The 19,593-nt window shown below is 67.4% G+C and carries 13 protein-coding genes; 5 read left to right on the forward strand and 8 right to left on the reverse strand.

The annotated features are described in order from the left end of the window. The first annotated feature begins 74 nt into the window (after window positions 1-74). Window positions 75-941 carry a TIGR03619 family F420-dependent LLM class oxidoreductase gene (locus E1289_RS27930; RefSeq protein WP_131985371.1) on the forward strand — a complete coding sequence of 289 codons (867 nt, stop codon included), beginning with the start codon at window positions 75-77 and terminating at the stop codon, window positions 939-941. Between the two features lie 25 nt (window positions 942-966). Beyond that, on the forward strand, window positions 967-1,404 hold the full coding sequence (locus E1289_RS27935; protein ID WP_131985373.1) for a nuclear transport factor 2 family protein: 438 nt from the start codon (window positions 967-969) through the stop codon (window positions 1,402-1,404). Here the strand turns inward: E1289_RS27935 and E1289_RS27940 are convergent, their stop codons facing one another. Further along, a complete protein-coding gene (locus E1289_RS27940; RefSeq protein ID WP_131985375.1) occupies window positions 1,405-2,406 on the reverse strand; it encodes a hypothetical protein in 1,002 nt (333 codons plus the stop codon). It abuts the gene before it with no gap. A 316-nt stretch (window positions 2,407-2,722) separates the two neighbouring features. Between E1289_RS27940 and E1289_RS27945 the strand changes: the two genes are divergently transcribed. Further along, window positions 2,723-2,944, forward strand: coding sequence for a hypothetical protein (locus E1289_RS27945; protein WP_131985377.1), 222 nt, complete (start codon window positions 2,723-2,725; stop codon window positions 2,942-2,944). Between the two features lie 6 nt (window positions 2,945-2,950). Continuing rightward, window positions 2,951-4,165, forward strand: a complete 1,215-nt coding sequence (locus E1289_RS27950) for an FxsB family cyclophane-forming radical SAM/SPASM peptide maturase (RefSeq protein WP_243713201.1) — start codon at window positions 2,951-2,953, stop codon at window positions 4,163-4,165. A gap of 18 nt (window positions 4,166-4,183) precedes the next feature. On the opposite strand, the gene fxsT (E1289_RS27955) is transcribed toward E1289_RS27950, so the two are convergent. The 5 genes from fxsT (E1289_RS27955) to E1289_RS27975 all read right to left on the reverse strand — a co-directional run bounded on the left by fxsT (E1289_RS27955) (window position 4,184) and on the right by E1289_RS27975 (window position 14,526). Next, window positions 4,184-8,347, reverse strand: a complete 4,164-nt coding sequence (gene fxsT, locus E1289_RS27955) for an FxSxx-COOH system tetratricopeptide repeat protein (RefSeq protein WP_131985379.1) — start codon at window positions 8,345-8,347, stop codon at window positions 4,184-4,186. Continuing rightward, window positions 8,344-9,366 (reverse strand): AAA family ATPase, encoded by a 1,023-nt coding sequence (locus E1289_RS27960; protein WP_131985381.1) that lies wholly within the window; start codon window positions 9,364-9,366, stop codon window positions 8,344-8,346. Before E1289_RS27960 ends, fxsT (E1289_RS27955) begins: the two co-directional genes overlap by 4 nt. 22 nt (window positions 9,367-9,388) lie before the next feature. After that, window positions 9,389-10,861: a hypothetical protein gene (locus tag E1289_RS27965; protein ID WP_131985383.1), complete on the reverse strand. Its 1,473-nt coding sequence runs from the start codon at window positions 10,859-10,861 to the stop codon at window positions 9,389-9,391. A gap of 177 nt (window positions 10,862-11,038) precedes the next feature. Then, window positions 11,039-12,751, reverse strand: coding sequence for an MFS transporter (locus E1289_RS27970; RefSeq protein WP_131985385.1), 1,713 nt, complete (start codon window positions 12,749-12,751; stop codon window positions 11,039-11,041). Window positions 12,752-12,915: 164 nt separating this feature from the next. Continuing rightward, on the reverse strand, window positions 12,916-14,526 hold the full coding sequence (locus E1289_RS27975) for a tetratricopeptide repeat protein (RefSeq protein WP_165970642.1): 1,611 nt from the start codon (window positions 14,524-14,526) through the stop codon (window positions 12,916-12,918). A gap of 712 nt (window positions 14,527-15,238) precedes the next feature. Here E1289_RS27975 and fxsT (E1289_RS27980) point away from each other — a divergent pair. Next, on the forward strand, window positions 15,239-17,758 hold the full coding sequence (gene fxsT / locus E1289_RS27980; protein WP_347813596.1) for an FxSxx-COOH system tetratricopeptide repeat protein: 2,520 nt from the start codon (window positions 15,239-15,241) through the stop codon (window positions 17,756-17,758). A gap of 5 nt (window positions 17,759-17,763) precedes the next feature. Here the strand turns inward: fxsT (E1289_RS27980) and E1289_RS27985 are convergent, their stop codons facing one another. Both E1289_RS27985 and E1289_RS27990 read right to left on the reverse strand, forming a co-directional pair. Continuing rightward, on the reverse strand, window positions 17,764-19,005 hold the full coding sequence (locus E1289_RS27985) for an FxsB family cyclophane-forming radical SAM/SPASM peptide maturase (protein ID WP_243713202.1): 1,242 nt from the start codon (window positions 19,003-19,005) through the stop codon (window positions 17,764-17,766). 84 nt (window positions 19,006-19,089) lie between these two features. After that, window positions 19,090-19,593: GNAT family protein (locus E1289_RS27990; protein WP_243713203.1), on the reverse strand; the 504-nt coding region annotated here is incomplete at its 5' end.

Consider the following 19,593-nt stretch of genomic DNA (forward strand, 5'->3'; position numbering starts at 1 on the left):
CCCCAAAAACCACCCCGCCCGTACGCGGGGCGGTGGGTGTGGCAGAAAAGTGAAACAGGTTCTAGTATGCGGGGATGCGGTTCACCTACGCCGAGGCGATGACCGATCCGTCCTACTACCTGCCCCTGGCCAAGGCCGCGGAGGCGGCGGGGTACACGAGCATGGCGGTGGCCGACTCGCTCGCGTATCCGAAGGAGTCCGACTCGGTGTACCCCTACACCGCGGACGGCAGCCGCGAGTTCCTTGAGGACAAGTCGTTCATCGAGACGTTCACGCTGATCGCGGCCATGGGGGCGGTGACGAGCAGGATCCGGTTCACCCCGTTCGTGCTCAAGCTGCCGGTGCGCCCGCCCGTGCTGGTGGCCAAGCAGGCCACGTCGGTCGCGTGCCTGACCGGCGGGCGGCTCGGCCTCGGCGTGGGCGTCAGCCCGTGGCCCGAGGACTTCGAGGTCATGGGCGTCCCCTGGGAGCGGCGCGGCAAGCGGATGGACGAGGCCATCGACGTCGTGCGCGGCCTCAGCCGCGGCGGGTTCTTCGAGTTCCACGGCGAATTCTACGACCTCCCCGCGATCAAGATCACGCCGGCGGAGCCGTTCCCGATCCTGGTCGGCGGGCACAGCGAGGCGGCGCTGCGCCGCGCCGTGGTCCGCGGCGACGGGTGGATGCACGCCGGCGGGGACGACCTGGACGACATCCTGGCGAGGCTGAACCGCATCCGCGAGGCCGAGGGCAAGGCGGGCGCCCCCTTCGAGGTCCACGTGATCTCGCCCGACGCCTACACGCCCGACGGGGTCAGGCGGCTGGAGGACAAGGGCGTCACCGACGTGATCGTCGGCTTCCGGATGCCCTACGTCAAAGGCCCCGACACCGAGCCGCTGGACAAGAAGATCGAGCACCTCGAACGCTTCGCCGAAACGGTCATCGCCAAGGTCGACCACTAAACGAGAACAGGTTACAGTCCGAGCCATGGACGCCATCACCTGGGACGCCCCGGACGCCGATCACCCGGCCCGCCGGGCCGCCCGCGCCTCCATGACGGCCGTGATCGGCGGTCGCAAGGACGAATGGCTGCGGCTGTTCGCCCTGGACGCCCTCGTTGAGGACCCCGTCGGACCGTCATTCCTGGACCCGTCCGGCAACGGGCACCGGGGTCACGACGCCATCGGCGCGTTCTGGGACACCTTCGTCTCCACCATCGCCGGTTTCCGCTTCACCATCGCCGACTCCTTCGCCAACGGCGACTGCTGCGCCAACGTCGCGACCATCACCACCACCATGGCCGACGGCTCCACGATGACCATCGACTGCGTCCTGATCTACACGGTCGACGAGGCCGGGCTGATCACGTCCCTCCGCGCCCACTGGGAACCCGACCGCGCCATGGCGACGATCACCAAGCCCTGATCAGGACCACCCGTCGTCCCCCGGCGGCAGCAGCGACCGGGCGATCGTCTGCTCCAGCCGGCGCACTGCCATCGACTCCCCCACGAACCCCCGGACAGCCTGCAAGAACTGCTGGAGGCCACCCGGATAGTCCAGGCACGTCTGCACGATGGCGAACAGGTCGGCCCGCGCCTCCGCCGACCGCGCGGCGGCTCCGGCGATCTCCTTGGGCAGCGCGCCGACGAGCTGGTCACGGCCTCGTTCGACGCGGAACCGGGGGATGTCGAGCAGGTCGTCCACCATGCGGAACAGCTGCGCCACCGGGACGTCCGCCGCCATCTGCGGCACCGCGTCCTGCACGCGCTCCGGGCCCGCCTCCCCCGGCACCGCCGGGACCGGGGCCGGCCGGACGAGGCGACCGCCGGGCACCATGATCCATGCCTGGTCGGAGGTCTCCTTCACCCGGACCTCGACCCGGTGGTAGTCACCCGGATCCACGAGCCCCCGGCCGTGCGACACCACATCGTCGAACACCCGCTTGGAGACGATCACCGCGATCGCCGTCTCGGCCTGGGCGACGGCCTCCTTCAGCGGCGTCGCGTCCAGCAGCCGGAACGCGTGCGTCAGCGCCGTCCCGACGATGCCGCGCCCGTCCCACTCGGCCTCCCCGACGTTGAAGGCCACGCGCAACCGCATCCGCGCCGCCTCGCTCGCCGCCTCGTTGTGGTGCCGCACCTCCGCGCGGAGCCGGTCGACCACCGCCGTCAGCAGCGACTCCATGCCGACGTGCGGCGGAAGGACGACCATCACCCCGTCGCCGCGGTCCTCGTCGTACCACTCGTCCGGCCGCAACCCCGTGCAGGCGAGGCTGCGCTCAAGCCCGTCGTACATCGCCTTCCGCACCCGCACCCGCACCGGATCGGCACGGGAGGCGTCACTGAACGCGGCGATGTCGCAGACCAGAAATGAGCACGTACCGCTCGGCCGCCACCGCCCCGAAGCCGGGCGCACGGTCTCCGTCACGGGCACCTCACCGATGGTCGCTACCGACTCCACTCTGCAACCCCGCGGCCCCGCCCGCAAGAAGTTCGCGTCACTCGCCACGGTCATCCGGCGCCCAATACGGCCGTGGTTCGTCCCCCTGAACACCCGACTGTCCCGAGTGTCCTCAGCGCCAGGACACCGCATGAAAATCTTTGGCGCGTCCCCCGCCGATCGTCTCGCATCGCGGCATCGCGGATCCGTATAGTTCGTCAGGTCGCGGCTTAACTGGTGCCCCTGAGACCACATAGGAAACGCGACACTTTTCCAATAGGCGGGATTAGAGGGGGAGACGGCCGTGCCGGTCACTCATGGCAGCACTTCAGAGTCCAGTGACCACGTGGACCCCTTCGCCTGGGCTCCGCCCGCCCTCTCCGAGCTGAATGCGGCGCGCCCCTCCGAAGGGTCGGTGCTGAGCGCGGCGCTGCGGCGCGCCAGCGCCGAGCGCCATGACCCCCGGCCCGTCCGGGCGTCCTTCGACAACAATCTGACGGGGCCGCCGGCAGACACCCGCGGCTGAGCCACCGTGGCAGAGTCCGGCGAATGGCCGTCCAACGGCCTCGACGTCGCCGCCCTGATGGCCGGTGGATGGCGGCCGCTGCCCTTCTCCGAACTCGTCCTGAAGATTCACGGCCGTTGCAACCTGGCCTGCGATTACTGCTACGTCTACGAGAGTGCGGACAGATCGTGGCTGGACAGGCCGAGATCAATGCCGCCCCAGGTGGTCGCCACCACGGCCGCCCGGCTCGCCGAGCACGCCCGAGACCACGAGCTCACCAAGGTGACGGTCGTCCTCCATGGAGGCGAACCGCTGCTGGCGGGGAAGGCGAACCTCGCCGCCGCCGTCGGACGGTTCCGTGCGGCCATGCCTCCCATCTGCGAGGTCGAGGTGTGCATGCAGACGAACGGCGTGCTCCTCACCGACGAAATGCTGGCGATGTTCGACGAGCACGAAGTAGGCATCTCTGTAAGCCTCGACGGGGACCGTGCCGGGCACGACCGGCACCGTATCCACGCCAACGGACGCGGCAGCCATTCCGAGGTCATGGGCGGGTTGACCCGGCTCACGAACTCGTACCGAAGGCTCTACCACGGTCTGCTCTGCACTGTTGACCTCGACAACGATCCAGTCCGGACGTACGAGGCGCTCATCGAGACACAGCCCCCGCGCATCGACTTCCTGCTACCCCATGGAACCTGGACGACCCCGCCGCCCCGGCGACCCACCGAAGGCGGCGGCACGCCATACGCCGAATGGCTCATCGCGGTGTTCGACCGCTGGTATCACGCGCCGCGCAGAGAGACCGGCGTGCGGCTGTTCGAGGAGATCGTGAATCTCCTGCTCGGCGGTCAAAGCCAGAGCGAGAACATCGGACTGTCCCCGGTCGCCATGCTCGTCGTCGACACCGATGGGACGCTGCAACAGGTCGACACGCTGAAGACCTCCTACCGGGGCGCGCCCGAGACTGGTCTCAACGTCTTCGATCACCGATTCGACGACGCGATGCTGCATCCAGGCGTGGTCGCGCGCCAGATCGGTCTCGCGGCGCTGGCTCCGATGTGCAGAACGTGCGCGGTCCGCGACATCTGCGGGGGTGGCCTGTACGCGCATCGCTACCGGGAAGGCCACGGCTACCTCAACCCGTCCGTGTACTGCCCGGACCTGATGAGGTTGATCGGCCACATCGGCCGCACTGTCCAGCACGACCTCGCCCTGGCTCAGCCCGCGCAGAGCCCCTGACCTCTAGGGATGACCGGGTCAAAGAGCGGTGGGCTCGAGGTCGCATTCGAGCAGTTCACCGCGCTCAGCGGCCCGCACCTCCGGGTGGTCACGACCGAGCTTGTGTCCCAGCAGGGTCAGCACCAAGCTGACGTCTTGTCCGCCGTCTCCGGCCGCGGCGCGAGCCCGTACCAGATTGAGCGCGACGGCCAACGAGTACGGATGACGTTCCCCGAGGGAGGTGACGAACCTCTCTCGCACCTCGGTCAGCAGCTGGATTGCGGCATCCAGTTCGCCTAGGAGGTAGTAGTCCTTGGCAAGGCCGGTCTTGGTGCACAACGCGTAATGGTGGTTGGGGCCGAGGTCACCGGCTTCGAGCTTCGCCAGCGCGGCCTGATCGATGGCCTGCGCCTCGTACACCTCCGACAGCCTCCGGAGGACGACCGCCTTGTTGATCGCACATACCCAAACGAAGGGATGATCCTCCCCCATTTCCCGGCGGTAGCCGTTCAACGCCTCGTCGATAAGCGGCAACGCCTCGGCGGGTCGACCGATCGAGTGGGTGGCGAGGGCCAGGCAGACCTTACTGGCGAGCGCGTTCGGATGCTCCTCACGAAATCGCCGGACATGAGCGGCGAACGTCTCGGTGGCCAAACGATGCGCGTCCGCGTAGCGCCCGAGCTTCCGCAGTGTTCCCGCGTGGCTCATCTTCGCCTGCAGCACCATCGCGTGCCCCGGGCTGAGGACCGAGCGCAGGTTGGTCAGGCTCTCGGCCTGCATCTCGTATGCCCGGCGGTACCGTCCCAAAGCGTGCAGGTCACGCGCGAGGTTGTGGGTGGCACGGAAACGCTGCCGGTAGGACTCGTCGGACTTCTCCTGCCTTCGAAAGACCTCCTGGTCGATCTCGTGCGCCCTATGGAACAGGCCCAAGATGCGCAGGTCGAGCCCAAGGTTGTGCGCGGCGACCCGGGTACCGAGCCCGCCTGGTCCCAGCAGCTTTCCCATGCGCCGCCAAGCATCGAAATCGATCTCGTAGGCTCTGCGGAATTCTCCGCGAAAGCGCAGGTCGGCACCGAAGCCGGTCGCGGCGAAAAGGGTCTGCTCGTGATCGTCGCCGAACTTTCGCCGCGTCCGCATGAGGTTGTCCTCGCTGAGCTCAGCGGCCGCCTTGTTGTCACCAAGACCGCGCAATGCGTTCGCGAGAACACGGGAGATGTCTAGGACCAAGTCGTCGTCGGGTCCGTAGCGGTCCAGCCAGGTGGCCAATGCGATCTCCGCCATCCGGCGGCTGCCCTCGTACTCTCCCGACTGGTAGAGAAAGTTCGCCTGGTCAAAGCCCACGCGCCGGATGTCGTCGCCCTCGGCATCGAAGACACCGGACGGAACGACGTGCGGAGTGATCTCTGAACGGCGCGCCCACGTCGATTCCACCGCCTGTTCCTCGTTCGGAGTGGCCGCGGCCAGAATCGCGTGCACGTTCTCCCTGGCCTGTCGCAGCCGGTCCCCGGGGAGCCGGTCGTTGAGGATCGCCCGGACCAGCCGGTGGACCTGGAGAGTGCTCGACTCCTCGTCGAACCTGCCCAGGGAAAACCGGGAGATGTCGCGCATGGCACCGCGGAGCCGCGGCTCGTCCGCGAGCAGGTCCTCGAGTCCCGGTGGCAGCGCGGACGTGCGGCCGGCGGCCAGCAGTCTGCTGGACACCGGCTCGGGATCGAGGACCGCCCACAGTTCCAGCAGCGCCCAGGCGACGGGGTCCTGCTCGCGGAGCAGATCCAGGTTCAGGCTCACCCCCGCTGCCAGCGGTTTCGGCAGGTCCCCGCCGGAGGAGTCCGGCTCGGTAAGCTCCGCCAGCCGCCGGTCGAACAGGCGCAGATAGTCCTCGACGGCATGGTCCGTGACGGCGTGCCATGCCGCGGCCTGATGTACCGCCAGGGGAAGGTCGCCGACGCGCTCGGCCAGCAGGTCCGCCTCGGATTCCGACAGTCGCGGTACCAAGCGCCGGAGCAGCGCGACGCTCTCCGGCCGCTCGAAGACCTCGACGTCCACAACGGACGCGTGCCGTTCCCAGGCACGGTCGCGGGAGGTCACCAGAACGTGGCGCCCAGGGCCCAGTCCGGTCTCGGGCCCGTCGACTCCGAGAGGGGTCAGCGCGATGACCTCGTCCGGGTCCTGGGCGTTGTCGTAGATGAGCAGCCAGCGGTCGTAGGGCCTGCCCGCGCGCAGGGCCCGCAGGACGTCGTCCACCGTGCTCTTGGTGTCGTCGCTCATCGGCATGTCCAGCTCACGCGCCAGCAGCGCCAGCGCCGCTCGCGCCGACGTGGCCTGCTCCGCCGGTATCCACCAGACGACGTCGTACTCCTCGATGTGCCGGTAGGCGTATTCCAGCGCGAGATTGGATTTGCCTTCCCCGCCTAAACCGGCCCCAGAGCGCGGCAGAAGGGCCGCCATGCCGTCGCGCAGCGCCGCCCGTGCCGCGGTGAGGAGCCGATCGCGTCCGACGAAGTCGGAGTTGCGTCGGGGCAGGTCGCTGCGCGGTTCGGGCACGGGTTCGGCTATCGGAGGCCCGGCCGCGCAGGAGGACCCCGGACCGTCCTCGTGCCCGATCTCCTCGTACGGCTGCGCGTTGGCCGGGGCCTCGCTCGTCAGCTGTTCAGCCACCTCCCGGTACCGCCCGCCGAGCATCACCAGCGTCTGCGCCGCCACCTGCGCGAACGGCAGGTCGGGCGGAAGCTGCGCCTCGCCCCGGCTGACCGCGGAGAGGAACGCCTGGAAGTCCAAGGTCGACCCGATGCGGTCACGGACGACGCTCCACACCGCGCGCAGCACCTGGAGCATTTCGGACCGGCGCAGACCCTGGAGCAGGATCTCCCGCACTCCGTCATGGAACTCGTAGGCGATCTCCTCCACGTCGCCATCGGACGGGCGGCTTACCTTCCGCAGCATTCCGCTGAGGAAGACCTCCGCCAGGTCGACCGATGTGGAGGACGGAAACATCGCCTGCTGGACCAGTCGCATGATCGGCAGCCGCAACGGGGCCGCCGCCAGGTACGTGGCGAGTTTGAAAGCCGCCGGCGTGGACGACGCGCGGAACTGCTTGACCCGCCTCTCCGGCGACACGTCGGAGCCGGTCTCGGCCGGCGGCGGGAAGGCGACCGGCCGCCCGGTGAAAAGCGCCATGCCCATGACGTTCCTGCCACCGCGCGCGACCAGCTCCGCCCAGGACCGCAGCCAGCGTTCGCTGAGCTCGACCACCGGGACCGGGATTCCCTGAGGACGGTCGTCGGGCAACTGCGGGTGCGTCCGAACCACGGTCAACTGGTCGTTGACCACCCCCGGACCGGAGGTACCGAAGCGCACGGGCTCGATGGCCGCCGCGGTCCGCCGCCACAGCCGCTGAGGAAGCGGCTGGGCGATCGCGACGGTGCCGCCGCGGCCCCACCGGTCGAGGAGCGCGGCGGCCCGCCCGTCCTGCCACGCCGTGCCGATGCAGTCGCTGACGACCAGGATGATGCGCCGGCGCGTCGGGTCGGCCAGCTCGTCGGGGTCGCGGTCGGCGCCGGCCCCGAACGCGGAACCCGTGCGCAGGGAAAGCCGGGCGGATCCCGAGTCCAGGTACCACGTCCTCATGTCCCGGAAGGCCCCGAGCTGCTGCAACAGCACCCGGAACTCCTCGACCATCTGCCGCCAGACGACCATGGACGGGCCGACGTCCGCGACCAGCGCCAGATCGTGCCGGCGTTCCTGCTCCGGCACCATCACAGGCTCGCACACACCCGTTTCGGCGATCCGGTCCGCGGTCGCCTCCTCGTCGAGGTTCTCGCGGGTCAGCGAGGGGACGGTCGCGCGCAACGAACGCAGGGCGCGCGTCAGGGAGAGGGGATGCGAGATCGCCGGGGCCGCGGGCAACCGTACCGGGAAGACCGTGGCCGGCACCTCCGGCTCGGCCACGTAGAGCCCCGCCTCCACCGTCCGCGGCTGCGCGGGCTCCGGCACAGGCGCCGGGGAAAGGTCCGGCGGTTCCGTCGGAGACGCCGTCCGCTCCGCGAGTCCGACCTCCTCGGGTCCCTCCTGGCCGGGAGCCGCCTCGCGGACAGGGCCGTCGTGGACGCCGAGCCAGTCGGCGAGCCACAGCGCGTCCGCCATCTCCCCGGCCGTGGGCTCCGGGCTGAGCGCCCGCATCGCCTCGACGAACTGCTCGGTCATCCCGCGCCGGGCCGCTCGATCGGGCGCAGCACGGCGTCGAGGATCTCCTTGAACTTCGTCTCGGGCGGCCTGCTTCCGGAGGTCGCGAGGTAGACGGCGTTGAGCAGCTGGTCGGTGGCGAGCGCTCCCTCGGACCTGCGGGCCAGGAACTTCTCGATGAGGTCCTCACTGGCGGCCCTGGCGTCCACGCCGAGATGCGCCTCGATGATCTCGGCGAGCCGCTCCGGGCCGGCCGGCTCGATCGCGAGCCGGATGCACCGGCGCAGGAACGCGGGCGGGAACTCGCGCTCCCCGTTGCTGGTAATGATCACGACGGGGAAGTTCCGGCACCGCACCTCGCCGCGGTCGATGGGCACCCTGGAGCCGCCGTCCGCGGTCATCACGTGGACCCGCGACTGCTCCTCCGGGAGCCGCTGCAGTTCCAGGATGGGGAACCTGCCCTCCTCGAACACGTTGAGCAGGTCGTTCGGCAGGTCGATGTTGCTCTTGTCCAGCTCGTCGATCAGCAGGACACGCGGCAGATCACCGGGCAGGAGCGCCGTTCCCAGCGGCCCGAGACGGATGTAGCGCCCGATGTCCGGCGGCTCGGCGGTGTCCTCCCGGCCGCCCGCCCCGCGCAAGCTCGTCTCGTGGAGGCGGCCGATCGCGTCGTAGTGGTACAGCCCGCTCTGGAGCGTGGTGGTACTGGTGATCGGCCAGTACAGGACCGAGCCGAGCCCCAACTCGTAGGCGACGTTGTGCGCAAGGGTCGACTTCCCGGACCCGGGCTTGCCCGTCACCAGCAGGGGACGCCGCAGCAGTATGGCCGCGTTCACCCGGTCGATCACTGATTCGTCCGGCCGGTAGGAGATCGCCTGCTGCAGGTCGCGCTCCCTGCGACCGTCAGCGCCGGCCTCCGGGCTGAACCGGCGCCACGGAGGAGGAGGCGGCAGCCGCCGCACCCGGTCGTGCGGACGGCTGTCGCCCCGGTAGATGCGCCAGTCCCCGGCGAGGTCGGTGATCTCAGGTTCAGTGGTCATGGACGCCTTCCGAAGTACGGTCCTATGCGGGGGGTCGGAGCCGCACGTACGGCTCGGGAATGCGGTCGGCGTCGTCGAACAGGAGGGTCAGATGCAGGCCGAGGTGCCCGACGCCGGCGCCCTCGCCTCTCAACGCCCGTCGTCGCAGTTCCAACGCCCTGCGCGGCAGTCCCATGAGGTCATCTGCCAGAAGGCCTTTCGCCTCCCTGGCGAACTGGGCGGGATCGCGCCCGTCCCGGCACCAGGCGACTACGGGAATACCGGCGACCAGCCCGACCCAATGCTCGTCCGTCTCATCCTCCGCGCCGCCCCACGGCGGAAAGGCCAGGGCGAGGACGGCCTTGGACGCCTCCGACAGATGGGAGAGCAGCTCCTCCCTGCCGTACTCGCCGCGCCGGGTCACCAGGCACACGGGAGCGTCGACCGAGTTGCCGGCCAGCCACTCCCACTTGTGCCGCCAGTCGGGGTGGACGGCCGCCAGACGCATCCTGTCGAGGCTCCGCACGACCACCGGGTATCTGATGCCGATGCGGTACTCGACCCCGGCAATGCTGATCATCTCTTGTTCGAACGGGTGGTCCAGCAACGAGCGGGGCAAGATGAACTCGATGGTGAGATCCGGGTTGCGCCTGCCGACGACGGAACTGTCCGAGGTGAGCAACCACTCCAGCAGCTCGGGGATGCGGCTGAGCGGCAGCGCCTCATCGCCGCACTGCAGCGTGCTCCCGGGCTCGCGCCCTACCTGGAGCCACGCGGTCACCAGGTAGCGGTCCTCTTCCAGCGCGTCGGGCGAGCATTCGATGACGAGGTAGTTCTCGGAGGGCTCCGGCTCGCTCCGCGCTTCGATCGGTGCGAAACGGCGCTCGAAGCGCGCCCCGTCCAGTCCCTGCGCCACCGCTTGACGGCGCACCCAGTCACGCAGAGCCGGAGCCGTCGGGTGGCCCGCGTCCTCGGCCAGATCCCTCACGAAGAGCAGCAGAGGCGGTGTGCCCTCGGCCCCCGCCGGCATCTCCTCCAGAAGAGCGACGACGTCGTGCATGCTGTGGATCTCCCGGTCCAACGCCGGCCAAGCCGGCCCGACCGCCCGCCGGTAGAGCATCGGGAACCTGCCCAGATGCGTCATCCCTGGATCGACCCGTTCCAGCCACGTGATCAATTCGTGGAGCTCGCGCCGGTCGTCTCGGCCGAGCCAGGGTTCGGGAAGCAGTTCGGCCACGAGTTCGTCGAGCGCCCGGACCGACAGGCTGTTCGGATAGAAGGTCTGGAGAATCCGCACCAGGGAGTGCGCCGCTCCGGGGTAGTTGAGAAGGGCGTCCACGAGCGCCCACACATCCAGCATTTCCTTGTCGTGGTGCACATAGTGCAGGCGGTGCCCGAGGTCTCGCTCCAGTGCCGAGAGGTGGACGGCGCGCTCCCGCCGAACGCTCATCGCGTCGATGCACAAGATCGCTCTGACTAACCGATGCCGGTCGTCGACGTTCAGCGACGTGCTCACAACCCCGTGCCTCCGCCCCGGCCCACGCATACGACGATGGCCACCTGCCCGCCGACCAATGCCTGGACGCCCGTGAACCAACCGCCACACTATGACGCACAGAGCCGTCGATAACAGCGTCCTAAGGCACATTTTGGACGATGCCGAGCACGCCTCCGGGGCACCTCGTAGCCGCCGTCAGCCCTTCCCCATGGGTACCCGGGCGGCCACTGCATGCTCGGGCCGCACTTCCGCGTCACCACCCGCCGTGTCGGCGCACGGCACGGACGGAGCCGACGCCCGTGCCGCCACTTCCCGGGCTCTGGCCCACCTCTTCTCGACCGCCACAAAAAAGTCGCTCAATCTGGAGAGAATGAGCGAAACGCCCGAAAGCGTCGTGGCGACAACGATGAAAGCACGGTCTCGGAAGGCGCTTCGCAGGTCGGCGAAGTAAAGCACACCCACCAGAACCGCAGCGATAGAGGTGAAGGCCACGCCGATGAGGACCGCAGCGCCCCGCGTCCCCAGCAAATGAATGATCCAACCTCCGCTGAGCGCCCCCAGTCCGACTGCTCCGACACTCAGAAACCGAGTGATTCCCGTGACCCTCCCAAGCAACTCGCTGGGAAAGGTTTTCGCCTGATGCGCGCGGAGCGCCACATTTATGTGCGCACCGATGATGCTGCACACACCCCACATGGCTAGACCGATGACGGGATCGTTCTTGAAGGCTATGATCCAGGCCAGTGGCACCCAGGCCAGCACACAGAACACCACTGAAACAGAAGGCGGCTTACGAAGGAGGAAGGGCGATCCGACGGCGCCGACAAATCCTCCAATACCGGAACAAGCCAGCAGGAGGCCGACCAGGTAACTGGGAAGTCCCCTTTGATCGGCCAGGAAAATTTGCAGTAGTACGATGACCTGAAAAAAGAAGTTCGCCAGAACACACACCGCCAAAACGGCTTTGGAAAAGGCGTCTTGCAACAGGCGGTCGAGCACGCTGCGCAGCGGCATGTCGGGCGCCCTGCCCACGCCCCTCCTCGCCGGGCGGCCACGGTTGTCACGAACGCGTCCGCCCGAATCGGTCGCGCGGTACTCGGACTTGCGCTTTCCGGACACGCGTCCTATTTTCGGACGCCTCAGCAGCGGCAGAGCGAACAGTGAAACCAACGAGGTACTGGCCGCCACGAGCCAGGGCATCATCGGTGCGACGGCGAGCAGCGCACCCCCTAACGGACGCCCCAAAAGCATTGAAACGTTCAGTTTCGCCTCATTGCTGCCAAACGCCAGGTTCAGCGACTTCTCCGAAACCAGTTCCGGAACCGCGGCGATCTCCGCGACCTCGTAGAACACCGAGCAGCAGCCGTCGATCAGCGCGGCGACGACCAGAACGGTCACGGAATCGAATGAGCAAGTGAGGCACAAGCAGGCTACGACGGCCGTCGCCATGCGCACCAGCTGGCTCGTCCACATCACCGTCCGCCGATCAACCCGGTCGACCAACAACCCCGCCGGCAATTGAAGGAGGAGTCCCGGCAGCACACTGGCGGCAGTGACAAATCCGGCAGCGATAGGGGAACGCGTAATGGCGAGCGCGAGGAGAGGCCCGGCAGCCGCGACGTTCATTGAGCCGAGTTGCGAAATCCCTGACGCACCGGAGAATATGGCGAAATCTCGACGTCGCTTCGTAATGCGAGGAATGTATTTATTCAAGGGCCTTGGCCGTCTGTCCAACGGGGTCGACGGAACGGGGAGCGTCGATTCCTGACGCCCCCTACCATTCACATCATTTCGCACCCATTCGGATCTCAAGAAGACACCAAACCCCATCCAGGGGAGAATGCCCCAAACCAGACACACGGCTGCCTTTATGCCCTTACGGGGAGGATATCCATGGAGGAGTTTCATCACCGCTAAGGAGCACCCAAGTTTCGCTTAAGCCCCAACGGTTGAAACCTGGTTTGGGGCATTGAAACCTGATAGTTACCTCACGTCCTGCCGCCGCGTATCGACGCGCCCGTTCCCGAGATCAGTCAGCTACAGGGAGCTACGCAACCCGTTTATGGTGACGGTCACCTGATGCCGGACATAGCTCTCTTTGCGTGAAGTGCCTCGCGGTTACTACTGTCACGTCCCAGGACGTCCTCGAACACCGCGCGGGCGGCGTGCTTACGCCCGGACTCCAGAAGCGCCCGCCCGAGAGCGGTCTGGACCGACAGCTCATGCGGGAGCCTGCCGGCCGCGGCCCGGAGTTGCCGCACCGCCTGCCCGGAATCACGCGCCAAGAGGATCCGACCGATTCCGGTCAGCAACCAGCCGACCGCAGCGTTGTCCGGGACGGCCTCGAATATCGCCGCCGCATCCCGGTAGTGCTTCAGAGCCGTATCGGCGTCCCCGCGCTCGTAGGCGATGTCACCGAGGAAGGAGGCGGCGTTCGCCTTGGTTCTGAGGTCCCCCTCGCCGCAGGCGCGGATGGCCGCTTCCGCATGGCGGCGCGCAAGTTCGGCGTTGCCGTCGGCCAACGCCCGGTGCGCCTGGCTCAGACGTGCCACCGGCCCGGGTCTGTGGATGGGGACGGCATGATCGCCGAGCTGCATGATCGGTTCGGCGAGTCTCGGATGCAGCACCTCGTAGTACAGGCTTCCATCCCGTGTCCGGGCGCGAATGAGGTGAGCATCTTGCACTGCTTCGACCACCGCTCTGGGCACGTCCTCGCACGCGCGGGCGGAGACGCCCGCGCGTCCCTGCGGCCCACCGAAGACGGAGCGGAACCAGGCGAACAGGTCGCCCGCCGGAAAGCTGTGGTCGGCGGCGATCGCCGAGAGGCTCTGCGCGCAATGATCCCTGAGCGCCGCGTCGACCTCAGAGCGCAAATTCTCTGCGGCGATGCCGACGTCACCGGACAGCTGTGGCGCGAGGTGCCGATGGACCAGTTGCAGCAGGACGGGGTGGACGGTTGAAGTCCGTTGCACGCGGCTACCAAGCCGCGCCGTCCTGAGCTCGTCGACCAATGCACCGGCCGTGATTTCCTCGGGCGTCCCGGTGGGGAGGTGAGGGAACGCCTCTACGATCTCGCGAGCCACTGCGGGAGTCAGGGGGTCCAGGGAATAGGTGGCGGGCGTCGCCTGGCCGAGTTCATCGGCGATGTCCATCGCCTCGGGGAGCATGCCGTCGCGGACGACGAGCAGTAGATGCAGGTCAGGGACCTCCCGCATGGCCTTGGCCAACTCAGCGAGAAAGTCCTGGCGATGCCGTTCATACCGTTCCGACCGGCGCAGGAGCACCTCCGCACCGTCGATGGCCCCGAGTATCGGCAGCGCGTCACCGAACCGGTCGATGCGAGGGTGTCGCCGCAGCCATGTTGCCATCGGAAGCTCAGAGACGCGGGCCGGCGAAGCACGTGTGTGCCAGGCTGCAAGTACGGTGAGCCGGAACGGATCGTGCTCGGCCAGTGCCGCCACGGGGAACGACGTGCGGTACGCACCATGGGCCACGGGCAGTACGTAGGCGCCCTCCTCCCTCAGCAATGGGACGACGCCCGCACACAGCAGTGAGGTCTTGCCGACACCGGCACTGCCATGAAGAATCACAAGCCGGTTGCTCTTCCAGGCTTCGGCGACCTCGCGCGCCTCCTGGTCCCGGCCGTGGAACATCTCTCGGTCGGCCTCATCGAAAGGGCGCATGCGCACATGGGGACCTCGCGGGCCGAGAGGAGACTGCGCGGTCATCATTCCGTCCCCATGAGCGGTTCTCCGCTGGAGATTTCCATCGGCATAGGATTGGGAATGCCCCAGGTCCCACGAGCCTAACTCATCACTGCTTCCCAATGGGGACGATCCGAAACGATCCGCTCGCCGAGGTCGCCGCCGACCCGCCTTAACCGGTCACGAACGCCGGTCCGCGTCCGGCCTCTGCACACCACGAGGCCGAGTCGACCGGTTATCGAATTCGGCGCCGATCCGTCCCGGCCTGGCCAGCTCGATCCTCACCCGCGCAAGGCCCGGACCGGTACGCGCCGCAGAGGCGACCGAAATCGCGTCGCTCGCCAGGAGGAAGGAACTCCGGAGGTGGAAGGCGTCTTGGTGCATCTAACTCTCCTCTGCGCCGACGGTTGAGAGCCGCGTTCGAGCTGACCTCTGCGGTACCTGCGGCAAGCAGGCGACCATCGCCATCTTCTCAGGACCTGACCGTTTGCCATAGACCCAACGACGACCCCTGATATCGGAATGCGGTATAACCGAATTATCGACATCCGAAAATAGTTGTGCCGATCAACGCGTCACGCGACACAGGCTGGAATGATCGGCGTCATTACCCTATCTTCGTAGCACGTAATTCTTGACCAGGTCGTGATGCGGGTGCCCCTTGGGCAGCGGCATGACGCAGGGGGATCGAGTGACAAGTACACAGCCGGGCCCGCCTCCCAGGATTCCTCAGGTCTGGGGCAAAATCCCTTCCAAGAACAAGAACTTCACCGGACGCACAGACCTGCTGGAGCGGCTGTATCAGGGGCTTGGTGGGCGAGTCACGGCAGTGCTGCCGCATGCGCTGCACGGCCTCGGTGGCGTCGGGAAAACACAGATGGCGGTCGAGTACGCCCACCGCTACCAGTCCAACTACGATTTGGTCTGGTGGATCCCGGCCGACCAACCCGTTTTGGTGCGTTCCTCGCTCGCCAGCCTGGCACCGTATCTCGGCCTTCCGTCCGCGTCCGTGAGCGGCGTCGAGGAAGCGGCCAACGCCGTGCTGGAGGCGCTCAGGCGAGGTGAGCCCTACACCGACTGGCTGCTCATCTTCGACAACGCCGACGAGCCCGAAGAACTGACCGACATCCTCCCGCAGGGGCCCGGGCATGTGCTGATCACGTCCCGCAACCACCGGTGGGCGAGCATCGTGGACGCCGTGCCCATCGACGTCTTCACCCGCCAGGAGAGCGTGGAGTTCCTCGCAAGGCGGGTCCCGAAGGGGATCACCCCGGAGGATGCGGATCGGCTCGCCGAGGAGCTCGGAGACCTTCCACTGGCGCTCGAACAGGCGGGCGCGCTTCACACGGAGACCGGCATCACGGTGTCGGAGTACCTGCGCCTCCTGACGCAGCGCACGAGCCAATTGCTCTCTCAGGGGCGGCCGAGCGAGTATCCCGCCTCGATGACGGCCGCGTGGGCCCTTTCGGTGGCCAGCCTTGAGGAGAAGCTTCCCGAGGCTCTGGACCTGCTGCGTTACTGTGCGTTCTTCGGCCCGGAGCCGATTCCACGGGACGCTTTCAACAGAGTGATACCCGGCTTGAGCCCCAAACTCTCCCAGCTCATCGCCGACCCGATCCGGCTGGGCCGGGCCATCGGCGAACTCAATCGCTTCGCCTTGGCGAGGTTGGACGTTCCCGCCCGGACGATCCAGGTCCACCGGCTGATCCAAGCGCTCATTCGCGACGAGCTGCCCGCGGACGAGCAGGAGCGGCTCCGCCACGAGGTCCATCTATTGCTGGCCGAGTACACCCCGGTCGACCCGGCCGACGCAGCCAACTGGAACACCTACCTCAATGCGCTCGGCCACCTCGGGCCTTCCAGGATCGCGCTCTGCCGAGAGCCGAAGGTCCGGAATTTCGCGATCAACATGGTCAGGTTCCTGTACGCCTCGGCGGACTTCGAATCGGCCAAGAACTTTGCACGGTCCTTCATCGAGGAGTGGTCGTCGGTCTCCGGCTCGGACCATGAGAACGTCCTGGAGATGAGGGTGGAGCTGGGCGACCTTCTACGTGAACTAGGCCAGTACGACGAGGCCGTGACCAGCAACTTGCAGACGCTACAAGCCGCCGAGAAGGCACTCGGTCCTGACCACCGCATCGCACTGCGCGCTCTGCGCGGACGGGCGGCCGACCTCCGGGCCAGCGGCGACTTCTGGCAGGCGCATGAGATCGACGAAGAGACACTGCGCCGGTTCGAATTGACGCTCGGGAAAGAAGATTGGCCCACCTGGCGCGCCGTCAACAGTGTGGCGCTCGACTACGGCCTCAAGAGCGACTACCTCAACGCTCGCACGCTACTCGAAGGGGTGATCCGCGAGATTCGTGCGAGCGAGCCGTCCCCGAATCCCGCTTCATACCTCAATATTTACACTGGACTGGCGAGAACGGTACGGCTCGGCGGCGACTATTCAGAAGCCTGCGACCTGGGTGAAGACGCGTACGCCTACGGGGTCGAGTTTCTGGGTCCCGACCACGCCTGGACGCTCCGCACAGGCAAGGATCTGTCGATCGCCTGGCGTAGAGCCGGCGACTACGACCGGGCTCTGGAACTGGCCGAGGAGATCCATCAGCGCTACGTGAGGACGCTCGGGCTCGACCATCCCGACACGCTGGCGGCGGCCATCTGCCTGTCGAACATCCAGCGCACGGTCAGCCAGTTCCAGGAGGCTTTGGCACTCGCGGACGACACCGTCCGCCGCTATCCGCGTGTCTATGTCACCGAGCACCCGTACAACCACGCCTGCGCGGGGAATCTGGCCATCCTGCGACGGATCACCGGCGACCCGGAGATCGCCAGGAAGATCAATGAGGATGCGCTGGCGGGGCTGGAACCGAAGCTGGGCCGCGACCACCACTACTCCCTCACCGTCGCCATCAACCTGGCTAGCGACCTGGCGGCGCTCGGCGAGATGGAATCGGCGTACCGGCTCTCGTCCGGCAGCTTCCGGCGGCTGAGCGCACTCCTGGGCGAGAACCACCCGACGACCCTGGGGGCGGCCGCGAACACCGTGGCATGCCTCCGGGCCCTCGGAAGGGCTGACGAGGCCGCGGAGCTGTTCGCCGCGACCGAGGAACGCTACCGCCGCACCCTCAGCCTCGACCATCCCGACGCACGCGTGTTCCTCGAGGGGCGACGGCTGGACGCCGACTTCGACCCGCCACCGATCTAGGCGGCTCAGCCGACCGGGGCCGGGGACTCGATCGCCATGAGGCCCAAGTCGCGGCCGAGCACATCCCGGATGTGGCTGATTAGCTTGTAAAGGTCGTGGCAGAACACCGACGGATTGCGGAAGCCCGTCCCCGACCGGTAGCGGTGCGGGTAGAGGCCGCCGCCGCAGACCTCGTGCGCGGCGCAGGCCAGGCACTGGTCCGACAGCGCCCGCCGGCCGATCTGCCGGGCGGCGACGGACGGCAACGACAACACGGTGTCGAAAGGGTCGCGCGATACGTGCAGCCGCGTGCCAGCCGCCCCCTCGTAGGCAGACTTCAAGGAGTCGACCTGCTCGATTTCCCCATTGGTCTCCACCACGGCTACGGCCACCGGGGATAAGCCAACGGCTTCGCTGGCCGACATCCGGCCGAACAGCAACCTGATGATTTCGCTGAACAGCCGTATGCGAACTACATCGGCCTCACCGGCGTACCAGCGGTCGAAGATGGCGATGAGCCAGTCCCCGTAAGGCGTCGACTCGTCCGGTGGACGTCCCGGAGGTGGCGTGTCCCAGTTCCCATGCGGTAGGAGGAAATCCATCTCCGGCGGCGCGAACGCCAGCAGCGACTCATATGTCACGACCGGGTCATTGCGCAGCTCGATGGTGCTGAGCAGGCCGCCGAACAGATGCCGGTAGCGCGGCCCCACGAGCCGCTCTAACCCGCCCAGCACGTCCCGGTAGCTGCCGCGGCCGTCGGCACGCCGCCTGTGCAGGTCATGCCCCTCCTCGTCACCGTCGACGCTGACGCCCACGGAGACGCCGTATTCGGCGAACAGGTCCAGGTATAACTCGTCGAGCAGGACGCCGTTCGTCTGGACGCTGAAGCCGACACCCACGTCCGGCTCGCCGGCACCCAGGATCGTCTCGATCGCGTACCGCAGATGATCGACGCCCGCCAGCAGCGGCTCACCGCCGTGCAGGACGACTTGAACATCCGAGAGCCGATTCGCCCGGGCGTGCTCCCCAATGCGCTGTGCCGTCCATTCGAGGACCTGCCGCGACATCCGCCGGGGCTGCCTTCGCCAGCCCTGGTCGGCCATCTCGTACATGTAGCAGTAGTCGCACGCGAGGTTGCACCTGCTGTGCACCTTGAGGATGAAGTCACGGATCGGCGTGGGCCGCCAGCCGCCTTCCAGGAGACTCCGGACGTCCAGGGCACCCGGCCACTCCGTCGCCTTGCCGGGCTCGTCTCCGTGGACGCCCACCTGCTGCCCCCCACCGAGATCAAGACACGGCACTGCGGCTCTATTCGTACTGGTATGTCTGGTTTACATGATCAGTAAACGCGCTCATCTACCCTTGCTGAGGGCCCAGCGCTCATGGTCTCGCCACGCCCCGTCGATCTTGATGAACTCGGGCGAGAACCCCTCTCTGCGGAAGCCGAGCCGCTCGACGAGCCTGATGGACGCCGAGTTCTCCGGCTGGATATCGGCCTCGACCCGATGCAATTCCAACTGCTCGAACGCGTACCCGACGGCCAGCGCGACCCCTTCCGTCAGGTAACCGCGTCCGACGTAAGGGAGAAAGGCCGCATATCCCAGCACCCCCCGCTGATACGGGCCGCGCACGATCCCATTGATGTTGACAATCCCGGCGATGTCTCCCCCTTCCCGCAGGTACACCACCATTCCGACCGCTCCGACCTGGTCGAACCGCGCCAGGTACGCCTCGAATTCCGCCACGGACACCGGCAGGTTGACCCAGGGCCGGTGAAATCCCGAACTCAGGTTCGCCAACTCGACGAACCGCGCCGCATCGTCCGCCCCCACCTGCCGCAGGGCGACCTCCGCCCC

This window comes from Actinomadura sp. 6K520, assembly GCF_004349245.1.
Classification (GTDB): Bacteria; Actinomycetota; Actinomycetes; order Streptosporangiales; family Streptosporangiaceae; genus Spirillospora.

Excerpts from the sequence above, each read along its gene's own strand:
- E1289_RS27975 (WP_165970642.1), bottom strand. The coding sequence starts at position 14,526 with ATGCGCCCTTTCGATGAGGCCGACCGAGAGATGTTCCACGGCCGGGAC.
- E1289_RS27970 (WP_131985385.1), bottom strand. The coding sequence starts at position 12,751 with ATGAAACTCCTCCATGGATATCCTCCCCGTAAGGGCATAAAGGCAGCC.
- fxsT (WP_131985379.1), bottom strand. The coding sequence starts at position 8,347 with ATGACCGAGCAGTTCGTCGAGGCGATGCGGGCGCTCAGCCCGGAGCCC.
- E1289_RS27930 (WP_131985371.1), top strand. The coding sequence starts at position 75 with ATGCGGTTCACCTACGCCGAGGCGATGACCGATCCGTCCTACTACCTG.
- E1289_RS27935 (WP_131985373.1), top strand. The coding sequence starts at position 967 with ATGGACGCCATCACCTGGGACGCCCCGGACGCCGATCACCCGGCCCGC.
- E1289_RS27960 (WP_131985381.1), bottom strand. The coding sequence starts at position 9,366 with ATGACCACTGAACCTGAGATCACCGACCTCGCCGGGGACTGGCGCATC.